General features: G+C 66.7%; 15 protein-coding genes. 6 read left to right on the top strand and 9 right to left on the bottom strand.

Annotated features, from left to right (window positions below):
• Position 1 precedes the first annotated feature (1 nt).
• Positions 2 to 1,234 (bottom strand): glycosyltransferase, encoded by a 1,233-nt coding sequence (locus tag A6M56_RS21975; RefSeq protein ID WP_240480056.1) that lies wholly within the window; start codon positions 1,232 to 1,234, stop codon positions 2 to 4.
• Positions 1,231 to 2,736 carry an RNA polymerase factor sigma-54 gene (locus tag A6M56_RS21970; RefSeq protein ID WP_045219122.1) on the bottom strand — a complete coding sequence of 502 codons (1,506 nt, stop codon included), beginning with the start codon at positions 2,734 to 2,736 and terminating at the stop codon, positions 1,231 to 1,233. Before A6M56_RS21970 ends, A6M56_RS21975 begins: the two co-directional genes overlap by 4 nt.
• Positions 2,737 to 3,070: 334 nt before the next feature.
• Here A6M56_RS21970 and A6M56_RS21965 point away from each other — a divergent pair, with 334 nt between their 5' ends.
• Complete coding sequence (locus A6M56_RS21965; RefSeq protein WP_102079186.1) at positions 3,071 to 3,469, top strand: hypothetical protein; 399 nt, start codon at positions 3,071 to 3,073, stop codon at positions 3,467 to 3,469.
• A gap of 225 nt (positions 3,470 to 3,694) precedes the next feature.
• On the opposite strand, the gene A6M56_RS21960 is transcribed toward A6M56_RS21965, so the two are convergent.
• Positions 3,695 to 4,795 carry a sigma-54 interaction domain-containing protein gene (locus tag A6M56_RS21960; RefSeq protein ID WP_062738587.1) on the bottom strand — a complete coding sequence of 367 codons (1,101 nt, stop codon included), beginning with the start codon at positions 4,793 to 4,795 and terminating at the stop codon, positions 3,695 to 3,697.
• A gap of 525 nt (positions 4,796 to 5,320) precedes the next feature.
• Here A6M56_RS21960 and A6M56_RS21955 point away from each other — a divergent pair.
• From A6M56_RS21955 to A6M56_RS21940, 4 genes are all read left to right on the top strand, one after another.
• Positions 5,321 to 6,721 carry a sigma-54-dependent transcriptional regulator gene (locus A6M56_RS21955; RefSeq protein ID WP_045219130.1) on the top strand — a complete coding sequence of 467 codons (1,401 nt, stop codon included), beginning with the start codon at positions 5,321 to 5,323 and terminating at the stop codon, positions 6,719 to 6,721.
• Positions 6,722 to 6,809: 88 nt separating this feature from the next.
• Positions 6,810 to 6,977, top strand: coding sequence for a DUF1328 domain-containing protein (locus A6M56_RS21950; protein ID WP_004632450.1), 168 nt, complete (start codon positions 6,810 to 6,812; stop codon positions 6,975 to 6,977).
• Positions 6,978 to 7,024: 47 nt separating this feature from the next.
• Complete coding sequence (locus A6M56_RS21945; protein WP_045219132.1) at positions 7,025 to 7,330, top strand: membrane protein; 306 nt, start codon at positions 7,025 to 7,027, stop codon at positions 7,328 to 7,330.
• A 105-nt stretch (positions 7,331 to 7,435) separates the two neighbouring features.
• Positions 7,436 to 8,395 (top strand): YihY/virulence factor BrkB family protein, encoded by a 960-nt coding sequence (locus A6M56_RS21940; RefSeq protein WP_045219134.1) that lies wholly within the window; start codon positions 7,436 to 7,438, stop codon positions 8,393 to 8,395.
• Position 8,396: 1 nt separating this feature from the next.
• Here the strand turns inward: A6M56_RS21940 and A6M56_RS21935 are convergent, their stop codons facing one another.
• Positions 8,397 to 8,702: a hypothetical protein gene (locus A6M56_RS21935; protein ID WP_045220358.1), complete on the bottom strand. Its 306-nt coding sequence runs from the start codon at positions 8,700 to 8,702 to the stop codon at positions 8,397 to 8,399.
• A 143-nt stretch (positions 8,703 to 8,845) separates the two neighbouring features.
• Positions 8,846 to 9,073 (bottom strand): hypothetical protein, encoded by a 228-nt coding sequence (locus A6M56_RS21930; protein WP_045219136.1) that lies wholly within the window; start codon positions 9,071 to 9,073, stop codon positions 8,846 to 8,848.
• 370 nt (positions 9,074 to 9,443) lie between these two features.
• Between A6M56_RS21930 and A6M56_RS21925 the strand changes: the two genes are divergently transcribed.
• Positions 9,444 to 11,039, top strand: coding sequence for a peptide chain release factor 3 (locus tag A6M56_RS21925; RefSeq protein WP_045219138.1), 1,596 nt, complete (start codon positions 9,444 to 9,446; stop codon positions 11,037 to 11,039).
• A 606-nt stretch (positions 11,040 to 11,645) separates the two neighbouring features.
• On the opposite strand, the gene mdcH is transcribed toward A6M56_RS21925, so the two are convergent.
• Genes mdcH through madL form a run of 4 tightly spaced genes read right to left on the bottom strand, consistent with a single transcriptional unit; the run spans position 11,646 to position 14,393 of the window.
• On the bottom strand, positions 11,646 to 12,581 hold the full coding sequence (mdcH, locus tag A6M56_RS21920; RefSeq protein WP_286758437.1) for a malonate decarboxylase subunit epsilon: 936 nt from the start codon (positions 12,579 to 12,581) through the stop codon (positions 11,646 to 11,648).
• A complete protein-coding gene (locus A6M56_RS21915) occupies positions 12,578 to 13,213 on the bottom strand; it encodes a malonate decarboxylase holo-ACP synthase (protein WP_102079184.1) in 636 nt (211 codons plus the stop codon). The genes mdcH and A6M56_RS21915 overlap by 4 nt, the downstream gene beginning before the upstream one ends.
• Positions 13,210 to 13,974, bottom strand: a complete 765-nt coding sequence (madM, locus tag A6M56_RS21910) for a malonate transporter subunit MadM (RefSeq protein WP_045219146.1) — start codon at positions 13,972 to 13,974, stop codon at positions 13,210 to 13,212. Before madM ends, A6M56_RS21915 begins: the two co-directional genes overlap by 4 nt.
• A gap of 11 nt (positions 13,975 to 13,985) precedes the next feature.
• Complete coding sequence (gene madL, locus A6M56_RS21905) at positions 13,986 to 14,393, bottom strand: malonate transporter subunit MadL (protein WP_027679642.1); 408 nt, start codon at positions 14,391 to 14,393, stop codon at positions 13,986 to 13,988.
• Positions 14,394 to 14,585 lie beyond the last annotated feature (192 nt).

Here is a 14,585-nt window from a genome sequence, read left to right as displayed (position 1 = left end):
TCTAGCGGCCGCGTGCGGCGCGCACGTGCTGGCGGGCCGTCGGCGATGGTTCGGCGGCGAGGCTGGCCTGTCGGCCCAGCAGCGCCAGATAACGGCGCAGCAGCTGCGGCAGCACCGCACGCCAATCGTACTGCAGGGCGTGGCGCCTCGCCGCGTGCGCCAGCGCAACCGGGTCGCGCCCGCGCAGTGCTTGCAGCGCCTGGGCGAAATCGTCGGCGCGGCAATGCGGCACCGCGTAGCCCACCCGCGCGTTGACGAGTTCCCCGAGCCCGCCGGCACTGCAGGTCACGACCGGCACGCCGCTGGCCATGGCTTCCAGCGCGACGAGGCCGAACGTTTCCTGGTCTCCTGCGTGGACGAACACATCGGCGCTGGCCATGGCGGCCGCCAGGTGTTGCGCATCGCCTTCATAGGGCAACGCGCGCACGTGCCTGCCGCGCGGCGGCGTCGGGCCGGAGCCGATGGTGACGAGCACACTGCCGTCATCGAGACGGTCCACCGCGTCGCACAGCACTTGCAGGTTCTTCTCGGGCGCGTACCGGCCCACGTACAGGAGCACGCGCGCATCGCGCGGCAGATCGAGCTGCTCGCGCCAGCGCAGCGAGCGACGCGCGGGATGGAACAGGCGCGTGTCGACGCCGAGCGGCTGCAGTTCGACGCGTTCCACGCCCAGGTCGGCCACCTTCTGCGCGATGTAGCGGCTCGGCACGAATACCGTATCGAAGTGGCGGTACAGCTTGCGCGCATAAGCGGTAGCGGCCAGTTCCGCAGGCGGCCCGCCCAGGCGGCGAAAGAAGGCCGGCAGGTCGGAGTGGCAGAACGCCGCCACGGGCACCTGCAGGCGCGCACCCGCACGCAGTGCTGCCCACGACAGCCGGTACGGATCGCCGGCCTCGATCAGGTCCGGCGACAGCGCACACAGCGCCTGCTCGGCCGGCCCGCTGCGCAGCGGGACGCGATAGCCGTGCGACATTGGCAGCGGCACGCCCGGCACCACGGCGACCTCGTTGCTGGCGTCGTCTGGCGTGCCGGGCACCACCAGCGTGTGCCGCCAGTGCGTCGAGCGCAGGAAATCGTGCTTGGCGCGCAGGTAGCGCTTGACGCCGCCGCTTTCCGCCGCCCAGAACATCGTCACGTCGGCCAGATGCAGGGACACCCCGGTGGGGTCGCCGGCGGCGGTGAAGCGGTGGTCCGGGAGCTTGCGCACGGGCGTCGTGTCGGTGGTCGGCGTCAAACCTGGCGCCGCATTTCGGCCGGGGCGATGCGCATCAGGCCACGGTACTTGGCGACCGTGCGTCTTGCCACGATCACACCTTGCTCCGCCAGCATTTTCGCCAGCGAGACGTCGGAGAGCGGCGCTTCGGCGTCTTCGGCTTCGATCATCTCCTTGAGCAGCGCCCGCACCGACGCGGCCGAGCATGCGCCGCCCGTGTCCGTTGCCAGCTGGCGCGAGAAGAAGTACTTGAACTCGAAGATGCCGCGCGGCGTGGCCATGTACTTGTTGCCGGTGGCGCGCGAGATGGTGGATTCGTGCAGGCCGAGCTCTTCGGCCACGTCGCGCAGCACCAGCGGCTTCATCGCCACCTCGCCATATTCCAGGAAGTGCTTCTGGTGCGCGACGATGGCTTCGGCCACGCGCTGGATGGTGGCAAAGCGCTGCTGCGCGTTGCGGATCAGCCAGCGGGCCTCCTGCAACTGGTGCGCAAGCGGCGTGCGGTGGTGGCCGCGCGTCTGCGCAAACAGCTCGGCGTAGACCTTGTTGATGCGCGCACATGGCGCCACCGCCGGGTTGGTGACGGCCACCCACTTGCCCTTGACCTTGGCGACGAACACGTCGGGCACGATGTAGCCGGCATGCGCCTGCGAAAAGCGCAGCCCCGGGCGCGGATCGAGCATGCGGATCAGCGCACAGGCCTCGCGCAACTCGTCCTCCGTACAGCCGAGCGCACGGCGCATCTGCGTGAACTCGCGCTTGGCCAGGCGCGGCAGGTGGCTGCGCACGATGTCGTGCGCGATTTCCTGGATGCGTTCCTCGGCTTCCGTGTCAGCGGGACGGGCCTCGATCTGCAGGCGCAGGCATTCCGACAGGTCGCGGGCGGCCACGCCCGGCGGGTCCAGGCTCTGCACCAGCGCCAGCGCGATCTGCATCTCCTTCTCGGTGGGTGCAGGGTCCACGGGCGCGAGCGGAATCAGTTCGGTCAGCAACTGGCGCAGGTAGCCGTCGTCGTCCAGCGCTTCGATCACCGTCTGCGCGAGCAGGCTGTCCCGCTCCGACAGCCGGTAGCTGCCCAACTCCTGATGCAGATGCTCACGCAGGCTCGGTGTGGCATGCACCCATTCCCCGATGTCGCTGTCTTCGCCATCGCCGTGGTGCGCACCGCCGTGGCTGTAATAGGTGCTGAAGTCGGCAGGAAAGTCTTCCGATGCCACAAGCGTCGGGTCGGTCTCGATGGCGCTGGTGGTGGTCTCCAGTGGGGCTTCGTCGGCGGATGCATGATCGGCCGCGCCATCCAGACCGGTCGCGGGCAACTCGCCCACGCCTGCCGTGTCGGCCTGCAGCCCAGCGCCTTGGGCTTCTTGTTCGACCTCCTCCAGGAACGGGTTGCTGGCGAGCGCTTCTTGCATTTCCTGCGCAAATTCGGTTGCAGACAACTGCAGCAGCTTCACGGACTGCTGCAGCCGCGGCGTCAGCGCGAGATGCTGCTTCGCACGCATTTCCAGAGCGGCCTTGACCATTCGCCTTGCCTCCTTGTGTGAGTGGACGCCGGCGTCCGCGCCGGCAGGTCACCGCACTCATGCAAAGGGTATGCCATGCCGGCAAACCGAGTTCTGACAAGGCTTTGCGGGGCGCTGGCACGCCGTTTCTACATGGTCGTGTTCCTTTTTATATGCACCGTGTTGCCCGTACGTGACAGTGCCCAGTGCCGGGCGACGCGTGGCGGCGCCGTGCGGACGTGGCAGCGCGGGTACATGCGTTGCTGCCACCAACGGTGTCGAAGATGCGCTGCGGCGCGTCTGCATGACATACCTGCACCGCATTACCCCTGCCCACATCCTTGGAGACATCACCATGCGAATTCGCTACCTGACTGCGGCGCTCGCCAGCGCCCTGCTGAGCCTCGGCATGACCGCCGCCATGGCGCAGACCACCACCGCGCCCGTCGACAACCAGGAATCCAGCAACCCGACCAAGGCGCCGGGCAAGCGCACCGATCCGCCGTCCTCGACGGCAGACCGCACCGCCAATACGCCGATGCCCGCCAACGACGCTGCCGCGGCCGCCGGCAGCAGCGACTCCACGAAGCCCATGCACAAGCAGCATCGTCAGCACAAGAAGTCGAAGTCGACCGTGCCGGGCGGCACGAACAGCGCCGGAGACATGTCGCATTCGGGCGTGCAGTCCGGTGGTAACGACGCCGCGACGACGACTGGCAACTCGCAGCCCGGCAGCTCGAAGCAAGGCCAGTGACGCACACACCGACGAGGGAGCCCGCTATGCCGATGTCCACCACTGCCGCCCTCCGCACGAGCCCGCGCACCCGGGCCGAGACGGACACCGCACCACGCCGGCCGGCCCGGCCGCCGCATGAGCGCCGGCGCCACGAGCATCCGGGCGAGCGCACGCAGGCGCATCCGCGCTAAGACGCGAGCGCGGATGCGTCAGGCAACACCAGGAAGGGAAAACGCAGCGCCGTCATGCCGCCATCGCGGCGGCCCCGGTGCTTTGGTAGAGATCGAGCCGGTTGTACAGCGTCTTCAGGCTCACGCCGAGGGCCTTGGCAGCCTGGCGCTTGTCGCCCTGGAAGTGCTCGAGCGTGGCGAGGATCATCGCGCGCTGTGCATCGGCCAGCGTGACGCCTACTGAGAGACTCAGCACGCCTTCCTTCACTGTCGGCCTGGCAGGGCCGCGTGCGGGCGTCAGCGGCGTCGCGAGTTCGACCGTCTTCTCGCCGAGGATGTAGCCGCGCTGCACGGCATTGCGCAGTTCGCGCACGTTGCCCGGCCACGTATGGCTGCGCAGCGCCGCCAGCGAGGCGCGTGAGAACACCTTGTCGGTCTGGTGCGCGGCGTTGAACTGGGCGAGGAAGTGCAGCGCCAGTTCTTCGATGTCGTCGCCGCGATCGCGCAGCGGCGGCACCTGCAGCGGCACGACGGCCAGGCGGTACATCAGGTCTTCGCGGAAGGCGCCTTCGGCCACCGCTTCGTGCAGGTTGCGGTTCGTGGCCGCGATGATGCGGGCGCGCGTCTGGATGGGCTCGGTGCCACCCACGCGCATGAACACGCCGGTTTCCAGCACACGCAGCAGCTTGACCTGCATGTCCACCGGCATCTCGGTGATCTCATCGAGGAAGATCGTGCCGCCGCACGCGTGCTCAAAATAGCCGATGTGGCGCTGCGTCGCGCCCGTGAAGCTGCCCTTTTCGTGGCCGAACAGTTCCGATTCGATCAGGTTCGGCGAAATGGCGCCGCAGTTGACCGCGATGAAGGCCTGGTCGGCGCGCGGGCTCATGTCGTGCACGGTGCGCGCGATCAACTCCTTGCCCGTTCCCGATTCGCCCATGATCAGTACCGTGGCCAGCGTGGTCGACACCTTGCCGATCTGCTTGTACAGGGCACGCATGACCGGCGACCGGCCGTACAGGTGGCCGAAATCGGGTGCGGCAACGGGTGGAGCAGGGGATGGGGTTTCGGCCGACACGGGCTCGGTGTCGTCAAAGTCGGCCAAGGTGGGCGGGCAGGGCATGCGCCCTGTGGTGACTGCGCGATCGTCGGCGAAGGCTTCGCTCAAGGACATGGCTCCCTCGTGGTCGGTCGCGACGGGGACGTCCCGGCAAGGGCCGCGTCAGCGATGCGGCCTCTGGAAGTCTTGGTACGTCGTCATCCCGTCACATCGTGTCGAAAAGTGAAATTATTATCAGGGCGCGCCGAGTGCGTTGTATGTCGGGCAGGCGCTGACGTTTTCGTTATCCTGTCGGTCAAACGCTGACAAGAAACGGGCCTGAAACCCAGACGGCGCCCCGCTTCCGCCTTTTGGCGCGGCGTAGCCTGTCCATTTGGCTGGATGGGTGGCGAAGCGTCGGCCTTCTCAACTATGCTGACTGCACTGCCTTGTCCGCGGGGCCCCCGCGTGACGCATCAGGTCCTTAACTTGCATTGCCGCGTGTAAAAAATGCCCGACTGCCGCCCCCGGCGGTGGCGGGGCACGCCGCGGTCGGGATGGGCCCGGATGGAATGCTTCTTGCAGCACAGGTCCGTTTGCGCATGCATGTCGGGTGCGCACTGACTGCCGGCCCCTGCCGGCTCACTCAATCGAATCGAGATGCCACATATCCTGATTGTCGAAGACGATGCCAACGCACGCGCCGCGCTCGGTGAACTGGTGGGCGCCGAAGGCTTCACGACCGCGCTGGCCGGGTCGCTGCGCGATGCGCGCATTCAGATGTCGCGTCACAGCCCCGATGCGGTGCTCATCGATCTTGTCCTGCCCGATGGCAACGGCATGGACCTGATGGAAGACATTCCACCGCACTCGGGCACCGAGATCATCGTCATGACGGGGCACGCCAGCGTGGAAACCGCCGTCGAGGCGCTGCGCATGGGCGCTGCCGATTACCTGGTCAAGCCCGTCAATTTCCAACGTCTGAAATCGGTGCTCGCACGCATCCCGCGCCCGGGCGACCTGAAGGCCGAGATCGGCAACCTGCGCGGCGAGCTGCGCCGGCTCGGCCTGTTCGGCCAGATGCTCGGCAACTCGCCGGTCATGCAGACGCTGTACGACCAGGTCAGCCGCGTAGCGCCGACCGAGGCGACCGTGCTGCTCATCGGCGAATCGGGCACCGGCAAGGAACTGGCCGCGCAGACGATCCATGACCTGAGCCTGCGCCGCAAGCAACCGTTCCTGCCGGTCAACTGCGGGGCGATCTCGCCGAACCTGATCGAATCGGAAATGTTCGGGCACGAGCGCGGCAGTTTTACCGGCGCAGACCGCCAGCACAAGGGCTACTTCGAGCGCGCGAACGGCGGCACGCTGTTCCTCGATGAAATCACCGAGATGCCGATCGAGCTGCAGGTCAAGCTGCTGCGCGTGCTGGAAACCGGCGTGTTCATGCGCGTGGGCACCAACCGCGAGATCGATTCCGACGTGCGCGTGATTGCCGCCACCAACCGCGACCCCGAAGAAGCCGTGGCCGACGGCAAGCTGCGCGCCGACCTGTACCACCGGCTGAACGTGTTCCCGCTGCAACTGCCGCCGCTGCGTGAGCGCGGCAAGGACGTGGAGCTGCTCGCGCAGCATTTTCTCGACCAGCTCAACGCGCAGAACAACACCAAGAAGACGTTCCTGCCATCTGCGCTCGAAACGCTGCGCGCGTACAACTGGCCGGGCAACGTGCGCGAGCTGCGCAACTATGTGCAGCGTGCCTACATCCTCTCCGACGATGCGGGCATCGACACGGCCAACGTGCCCTTGCAGGTGTCGAGTACGCAGCCCTCATCGGGCTCCACGCTGACGATCTCGGTGGGTACGTCGCTCGCCAGCGCCGACAAGAAGCTCATCCTTGCCACGCTGGAGCAATGCGGCGGTGTGAAAAAACGCGCCGCGGAACTGCTCGGCATCAGCCTCAAGACGCTCTACAACCGCCTCGAGGAATACGGCAGCACGGGTGCCGAGAGCGGCGACGACAGCAGCGGCTCTGGCCGCACGCATGCCACGGAGGCATGACACCTGCACGTGGTGCGGTACGCGGCTTGCTGACCGTGGGTATCCGCCCTACGGCGGCAAGCCCACTCCACCACACAAGGAGGTTGCCATGCTGCGTTATGCAGTCGTCTTTTTCATCATCGCACTGATCGCGGCCGTGCTTGGTTTCGGCGGTATCGCCGCAGGCGCCGCCAGCATTGCCAAGATTCTGTTCATGATCTTCGTGGTGCTGTTCGTCGTCAGCCTCATCTGGGGCCTGGTGGCGGGACGAGGATGACGTCGTGCTCGCCCGAGTCCAGATCCCCCACACAGGAGCGCCGCACGATGGAACCATCCGAGACCAATCCGTTCCCGAAATCCGACGGGCACGGCAACCTGATTCGCGATGACGTGGCGCAAGCCGCGCAGCGCGTCAAGGCGACCACCGCCGAGGCGATCGACCGTACCGCCGACGCGGCCGCGACCGCACTCGACGAGGCGGCCGCACGGCGCGAGCAGTGGCGAGCATCGCAACAGCAGCTCATGCGGGATGCCGCCGAATGCATGCGCACCCATCCGCTGGCCACGATCGGCCTGGCGTTCGGGGCCGGCTTCCTGATCAGCCGCCTGCTCGGGGGCCGCGCAGATTGAGGCCCCGCGCCGGTTTCACGCGCGGCCGCCACGCTTGCGCGTGCGCCGCGCCGTGACTACGCTCAAGGTCGGGCGCGGATGGCCGCGCCACGTTGCGAGGAATCCATGCGCCTGGCTGCCTGCCTCAACCGGGACGTGCTCAAGCGCGCTGCGCAGGTGCTGCTCGGCGCGGTGCGCCAGTGGTCCACCCACCGCGCGGCCAGCAAGGGCGCGGCGCTGTCGTTCTACACCCTGTTCTCGATGGCGCCCGTGCTTGTGCTGGTCATTTCGATTGCCGGCCTGTTCTTCGGCGAACAGGCCGCGCGCGGCGAGATCTTCGGCCAGATCGAGGGTCTCGTCGGCGCACAGGGGGCGGCCGCAGTCGAGGCCGTGCTCGCGGCCACGAAGCGGTCCGGCAATGGTGTCTTCGCGGCCGTCACAGCAGTCGCCTTGCTCATGGTTGGCGCCACGACCGCCTTCTCCGAACTCAAGGACAGCCTCGACGAACTCTGGGATGTGCCCCCGCGCCAGCAGTCGGGGCTGTGGGGCGTCCTGCGCTCACGGCTGCTCTCGTTCAGCCTGATCCTGGTTCTCGCCTTCCTGCTGCTCGTGTCGCTCATCATCAACGCCGCCCTGGCGGTGGTGGAGCGCTTCTGGGGGGCGCTGTGGTCAGGCTCGGGCGCCTTTGCCGTGGTGGCCGAAATCCTGTCGTCCGCATTTTCGTTTGCGGTGGTGTCGCTGCTATTCGGCACCATCTTCAAGATGCTGCCCGAGACTCGGGTGGCCTGGCGCGATGTGGCGCTGGGCGCGGTCGTGACGGCGCTGCTCTTCACGCTTGGCAAGCACCTGATCGGGCTGTATCTCGGCAACAGCGCGGTGGCGTCTTCGTATGGCGCGGCGGGCTCGGTCGTGGCGCTGATGCTGTGGATCTACTATTCGGCCCAGATCTTCTTCTTCGGGGCGCTCATCACGCGCCAATACGCGCTGCAGTTCGGCAGCCGCCAGCACGAGCAGGCCGGCCGCGCAGCGCAGGCGGCGCTGCTCAACCCCACGCTGGCGGCCAGCCTGTCGCGCGACAGCCGCTGACTCAGTCGCGCGTCAGCTGCTCCAGCAGCATGCCGGCCACGAAGGCCAGGCCGATCGTGATGACGGGGTGCTCGCGCACCGAGCCACTGGCCTGTTGCGACACGTTGGCGTGCAGGTTCTTCAACTGCTCCGTGCGCCGGTCGAACTGCGCCAGTGCGCTGGAGATGACGCCGGCAAGCCGGTCGATGCCGTCGGCGGTGGCATCCTTGACGCGCTGGGCGGTCTGATCGATCTGCGGATGGAGCGTCGTGACGGTGGAACCGTTCGTGCCGTTGCTTGACGTGGGGGTGGGGTTCAGTTCGGTCATGCGGGCCTCCGTAAAGTGCATCGGCGTGGAATTCCTCAGCCAACACGAAGCAACCGCCATGCCCTGCCGGAGCGTCACAAAGAACGCCGTGCAAAAGAAAAGGGCCACTTCTGTGGCCCTCGACACGGTGAGGAACTGCGCAACTAACCGACCGTCACCACGGTTTTCCGCGCGGCCCAGATTTCAGCTTGCAGGGCCAGTGCGGCGAGTGCCTGCAGGCTGTGCTGCGGCAGGGCCTTGATCCGCTTGCGGCGATTGGCGGCGCGTTGCTGACGCGCCGCGCGCACGCTTTGCTCGTCGAGTTCCCACGCCTTGCGCGTGGTCTCGATGATGCGTTGCACTGCCGGATCGACAGGGGTTCGACTACGCACGATTAGACTCCTTCTTGATGTCTTTCAGCATCGCCGGCACCACGCATGGGCGCCGTTTTTGCGACGGGCTCCACAATACGGGAGCTTCATGACAACTTCGATAACGCCATCTCCGAAAGGGTTGTCGGAGTATTCCGACAAGCGGTTGGTCTCCACCCATCGGGTGACGGTTCCTCCGGAGTTTCCCTCTCTTGCCGCCCGGGTCAGTTGATCCTAAGCAACTACGCCGATCGCGTACAATCTCGGCTGCCCTGGCTCGCCCACCCGAACCCGGCATTCCATCGGCCGGCGGGATGACCCGCCGGCCCGCGCACCTGCCAGGTGCGCATTCATCCGCATTGTTCACCCCCTCCCTTTCGGTTTTTTGCCCGTGAGTACGCTGCAGCAGGAGATCCGGCGCCGCCGGACGTTCGCCATCATTGCCCACCCGGATGCGGGTAAAACCACGCTGACGGAAAAACTGCTGTGGTTCGGCGGCGCCATCCAGATGGCCGGCGCCGTCCGCGCACGCAAGGCCAACCGTCACGCCACGTCCGACTGGATGGAGATGGAAAAGCAGCGCGGCATCTCCGTCACGTCCTCGGTGATGCAATTCCCGTACCGGAACGACGGCGGCGACTACATCGTCAACCTGCTCGACACACCGGGCCACGAAGACTTCTCGGAAGACACGTACCGCACGCTCACGGCCGTCGACTCCGCCGTGATGGTGATCGACTCCGTCAACGGCGTGGAAGCGCAGACCATCAAGCTGCTCAACGTCTGCCGCCTGCGCAGCACGCCCATCCTTACGTTCATCAACAAGCTCGACCGCGAAGGCCGCGCGCCCATCGAACTGCTCGATGAAATCGAAAGCGTGCTGCAGATCCAGTGCGCGCCGATGACGTGGCCGATCGGCATGGGTAAATCGTTCAAAGGGGTGTACCACCTCGTGAACGATACGGTGCAGCTGTTCGACCCCAACGCCGACAGCGAGAAGGGCGCCACCGCCGGCCTGATCCAGGGCTTGGACAACCCCGAGCTCGACCGCGTGCTGGGCGCGCAGGCCGAGGAGCTGCGCATCGACATCGAACTCGTGCGCGGCGCCTCGCACACGTTCGACAAAGAGGCGTTCCTGGCCGGCAAGCAGTGCCCGGTGTATTTCGGTTCGGCGGTGAACAACTTCGGCGTGCAGTCGCTGCTCGATGCGCTGGTCGATCAGTCCCCCGAGCCGCTGCCACGGCCCACCGAAACGCGCGAAGTCAAGCCGATGGAAGAGAAGTTCACCGGCTTCGTCTTCAAGATCCAGGCCAACATGGACCCGAAGCACCGCGACCGCATCGCCTTCGTGCGCGTGTGTTCGGGCCGCTTCGAGCGCGGCATGAAGCTGCTGCAGGTGTCGACCGGCAAGACGGTCGCCATCAACAACGCCATCACGTTCATGGCGCAGGACCGCAACACCACGGAAGAGGCCTTTGCCGGCGACATCATCGGCGTGCCGAACCACGGCACGATCCGCCTGGGCGATGCGTTTACCGAAGGCGAGCCGCTCAAGTTCACGGGCATCCCGTCGTTTGCGCCGGAGTTCTTCCGTCGCGCGCGCCTGAACAACCCGCTGCGCCTGAAGCAATTGCAGAAGGGGCTGCAGCAGCTGGCCGAAGAAGGCGCCACGCAGATGTTCCGACCGCTGGCATCCAACGACCTCGTGCTGGGCGCGGTCGGCATCCTGCAGTTCGACGTGGTGGCGCACCGCCTGGAGCACGAGTACGGCGTCGATGCGATTTTCGAGCCGCACGAATGCGCCACCGCCCGCTGGCTCAGGGGCAAGCCGGAAGACATTGAAAAGCTCATCGACAAGGCCGGCCACAACGTGGCGCTCGACGGCGCTGGCGACTACGTGTACCTGGCGCCGAGCCAGGTGAACCTGCGCCTGACGCAGGAGCGCTTTCCGGACATCCAGTTCATGGAAACGCGGGAAATCGTCTAGCGGGCGATGAGCAAGAAGAAACGGGGCCATGCGCCCCGTTTTTTGTTGACCTGTTTGGTGCGCCACCGGGCAAACCGCTTCAAGCTGGCGGGCGCCGGTGTCGGCGTTTCGCGCTGAGAGCTGCAGAAGCTGCGGGTTGGCGCCGGCCACTTTGACCGTGATCGGCTTGCCTGTATGGAACAACGCGTAGAAGCGCGCGCGCGACTTCACGTCACCCACGGCATACGCTTCCATGTCGGACACTTGCAGGCGCGCCGGGATCGCTAAACGAAGAGGGCCGGAAGCGAATTGGATGCGGAGGGCCGTACCGTTTTGCCGCGGTTGCGCACGCATGGATACCGCAACGTAGAGCCGCTTGAACTCGCAGTTGGCGTAAAAGCTCAGGCCTTCGGTTTCATAGCCGCCATACGTCAATGAGTGTGCGACGTAGTGCCAGCTTGCGAGTTCGTCTTCGGCGGTTTGCGTGCTGGCCGCCAATGCGGAGGAGGCGAACAAGGCGGCGATGGCGGCAAGGGGCAGGACGCGCACTTCGGGGCCTCTCACGAGCGATGAAATCCGGCGCGCAACGATGCCGGAATGCCGCTGAAAAGTCCATCGGGCAGACATTCAAACGCCATCCCCGCGGCGTTTTCGCCGTATCCGCACTCGCACCGCATCCAGCCCGGCGCCCGCATCCAACACGGCCTCTGCGGCAAACACACCCTGCGCCAGGCGCGCCAGAGCGCCGCCACCCGGCACCTCCACCGCCATGTTTGCGCCGCGTTCCAGCGCATGCCGTAGCGTGTCGTGCCACAACACCGGCCGCGCCATGTTCCAGGCGAGATCTTCGACGATGAGATTGGCGCGGAACAGCGCACGCGCGCGGCTGCTGCTGACGTAGGTGATCTGTGGCGCGTGGGCGGTGGCCTTTGCCGCGGCGGCCGCAAGCTCGGCGGCCTGCGCGTCCAGCAACGGGCAGTGCGACGGCACCGCCATGCACAACCGCGTCGCCTTCGACGCGCCGTGGGCCAGCGCACGCTCGGCGACCCGCGCGAGCGCTGCGTCGTTGCCGGCCACGACGATCTGCCGTTCCGCATTCACGTTGGCGACATAGGCCGGCGTGGCGGTGGCGTTGACTTGCGCAACGATGCCGCTGACCTCCGGTTCGGCGAGGCCGATGATGGCGACCATGCCGTAACCGCTGGGGTAAGCGTCTTCCATGAGCTGAGCCCGCAGGCGCACCAGGCGCAGCGCATCGCTGAACTCCAGCACGCCGGCGACAACCGCCGCAGGCCACGCGCCAATGGACAGGCCCGCCACCATGTCCGGTCCTGCGTCCTGTCGAGTCAGCGTGCGGGCCACGGCCACGCCGGCAATCAGGAGACAAAGCTGTACGGCCACCGTCGACCGCAACGCCTCTGCGGTATCGAGCGTGAGCGGATCGACGCCGAGCACGTCGCCAGCTTCGGTCAACGTCTGCGCAACAGCGGGGTCATCAGGCAGCGCATGCAACATGCCCGCGCGCTGGCTGCCCTGGCCGGGAAACATGAACAGGATGCTCATGCCGCGTCGCTCCATGGGTCTGCGACGAGCCGGGGGCCGTGGTCGGTCTTGAGCAACGTTTGATGCGGCGACGCCAGCCAGTCGCGTAACGCGAAGCCGCCGCAGCCGGTGTCGATCTGCAAATCGACGCGGCACTCGGTATCGCTCAACAGGCGGACGAGCTGATCGCGTTGCGCAGTCGACGGGGCACGCGGCATGCGCACAACGAGGTCGAGATCGCTCTGCGCATGCAGCACAGGCAGCCCGCTGGCGAGCGCAAAGCCGGCGCCGCCCGTCGGCCCCCACGCCCAGCCGAGTGCGTTGAGTCCTGGTGCCAGCGCGCGCAAGGTGCGCAGCGCCGCGAATGGCGCGTCGTGTGCGATGGCGGCCGCTTCGGTTGCCAGCGCCTCGGGCGAGACGACACGCGTGATGCTGTTGGCAGCTGCCGTCGCCGCGCAGCGTTCATGCCGTGCGCCACCGCGCAGGCCGACCGGCACGGAACCATCGGCGCCGCGCGGTGCGCGTCGCACCACGACTGGCGCCCTTTGCCGGCATACCGTGATGGCCCAGTCCGGCAAGGGCGCGCCATCCGTCGCTGTAGGTGTTTCAGACACCCACAGCAGATCGTGCGCGCGCAGCGGCGTGGCTGTCATCGCAGCAGCGCTTGGGTGGCCAGGAACAGGATCGACGGTCCGAGCAGGCAGCCGAGGCCCGTATGGAACGTCGCCACGAGCGAGCCGTACGGCACCAGCCGCCGATCCGTGGCGGCCAGGCCCGCCGACACCCCGCTGACCGTACCCGCCAATCCGCCGAACACCATGGCCGCGCGCGGGTTGTTCAGGCCGAGCGCCTTGGCCGCGAACGGCGTGCCGACCATCACCAGGATCGCCTTGACGAGGCCCGTCGCAATCGACAGCGCCATCACATCGGAGGTGGCCCCGAGCGCCGCACCAGTCACCGGTCCGACGATGTACGTGACGGCACCCGCGCCGATGGTGGTGACGCTCACCGGATCGGTGTAACCGAAGGCGTAGGCAACGCAGGCGCCGACGATGAACGGCAGCACCGTTCCCAGCAGCAGCGAGATGGCGCCGATCATGCCGGCCTTGCGTGCCTCGGTCACCTGCACTTCAAAGGCCGTCGCCACGATGGCGAAATCGCGCAGCATGGCCCCGCCCATCAGACCGATCCCGCCGAACAGCTTCAGGTCTGCCAGGCCACGCTCGCCGCCGGTCTGCATGCCGCCCCAATAGGCGAGCACCAGCCCGATCATGATGGCGATGGCCGAGCCGTGCACGCGCCCGAACGTCAGCTTCTTGGACGCCCACATCGACAGACCCATGACGATGCCGACCAGCGCGAACGCCGCGACAAGCCCGTTGTGCTGCAGAACTTTCTCTAGCATTGACAGCATGGTGCGGCTCCTTAGGCGCGGGCTTGTTCGGATTCAGGCAGTGGCGGCAGCGGTTGTCGGTTTTCTGCCTTGCCCGTGCGGTTGATGACCGCGATGCACGCACCGCACACGATCACCGCGCCGATGGCACCGAGCAACGCAACGGGGCCGCCGCGCAGTGCCGTGACGACGTTCTGCGTGGCTGCCATGGCCACCACCACGGGGATGTACATTGCGCCCCAGAACGAGACGCCCGCCTCGGTGGCGGCGGGCATCAGGCCGCGCTTGTGCAGGTAGAGCCGCGCGAAGATCAGCAGCAGCATGGCGATGCCCACGCCGCCCACGTTGGCCTTCACGCCGATGGCCTGGCCGAGCAGGTCGCCCAGGAAGAGGCCGGCGATATGACAGAGCGCCAGCAGGGTTGTACCGTAGATGATCACGTCTTTGTCTCCTGAAGGAACGGCGATGGGTCGCCTGTTGTGGTGTTTGGGTGATCGAGGGTTGAAGACTGGTTGTTTGGCGTTGATTGCGTTGATTGCGTTGGTGGTGCATCCCTTGTTTCATCCCCTGCCGGGGCTGACTTACTTTCTTTGTCTTGCCAAAGAAAGTAAGCAAAGAAAGGCGCGCCCGAG

The sequence above is a fragment of the Ralstonia sp. RL genome, assembly GCF_001683835.1.
Lineage (GTDB): Bacteria > Pseudomonadota > Gammaproteobacteria > Burkholderiales > Burkholderiaceae > Ralstonia > Ralstonia mannitolilytica.
Note: the sequence above shows the minus strand (reverse complement) of the source record. Positions and strands in the feature narration are given on the sequence as shown.

What these genes read in the sequence shown, in the direction of transcription:
- A6M56_RS21940 (WP_045219134.1), top strand. Translation starts at nt 7,436, where the DNA reads ATGCGCCTGGCTGCCTGCCTCAACCGGGACGTGCTCAAGCGCGCTGCG.
- A6M56_RS21950 (WP_004632450.1), top strand. Translation starts at nt 6,810, where the DNA reads ATGCTGCGTTATGCAGTCGTCTTTTTCATCATCGCACTGATCGCGGCC.
- A6M56_RS21965 (WP_102079186.1), top strand. Translation starts at nt 3,071, where the DNA reads ATGCGAATTCGCTACCTGACTGCGGCGCTCGCCAGCGCCCTGCTGAGC.
- A6M56_RS21955 (WP_045219130.1), top strand. Translation starts at nt 5,321, where the DNA reads ATGCCACATATCCTGATTGTCGAAGACGATGCCAACGCACGCGCCGCG.
- madM (WP_045219146.1), bottom strand. Translation starts at nt 13,974, where the DNA reads ATGCTGTCAATGCTAGAGAAAGTTCTGCAGCACAACGGGCTTGTCGCG.
- A6M56_RS21935 (WP_045220358.1), bottom strand. Translation starts at nt 8,702, where the DNA reads ATGACCGAACTGAACCCCACCCCCACGTCAAGCAACGGCACGAACGGT.
- A6M56_RS21970 (WP_045219122.1), bottom strand. Translation starts at nt 2,736, where the DNA reads ATGGTCAAGGCCGCTCTGGAAATGCGTGCGAAGCAGCATCTCGCGCTG.
- A6M56_RS21960 (WP_062738587.1), bottom strand. Translation starts at nt 4,795, where the DNA reads ATGTCCTTGAGCGAAGCCTTCGCCGACGATCGCGCAGTCACCACAGGG.
- mdcH (WP_286758437.1), bottom strand. Translation starts at nt 12,581, where the DNA reads ATGAGCATCCTGTTCATGTTTCCCGGCCAGGGCAGCCAGCGCGCGGGC.
- A6M56_RS21915 (WP_102079184.1), bottom strand. Translation starts at nt 13,213, where the DNA reads ATGACAGCCACGCCGCTGCGCGCGCACGATCTGCTGTGGGTGTCTGAA.
- A6M56_RS21945 (WP_045219132.1), top strand. Translation starts at nt 7,025, where the DNA reads ATGGAACCATCCGAGACCAATCCGTTCCCGAAATCCGACGGGCACGGC.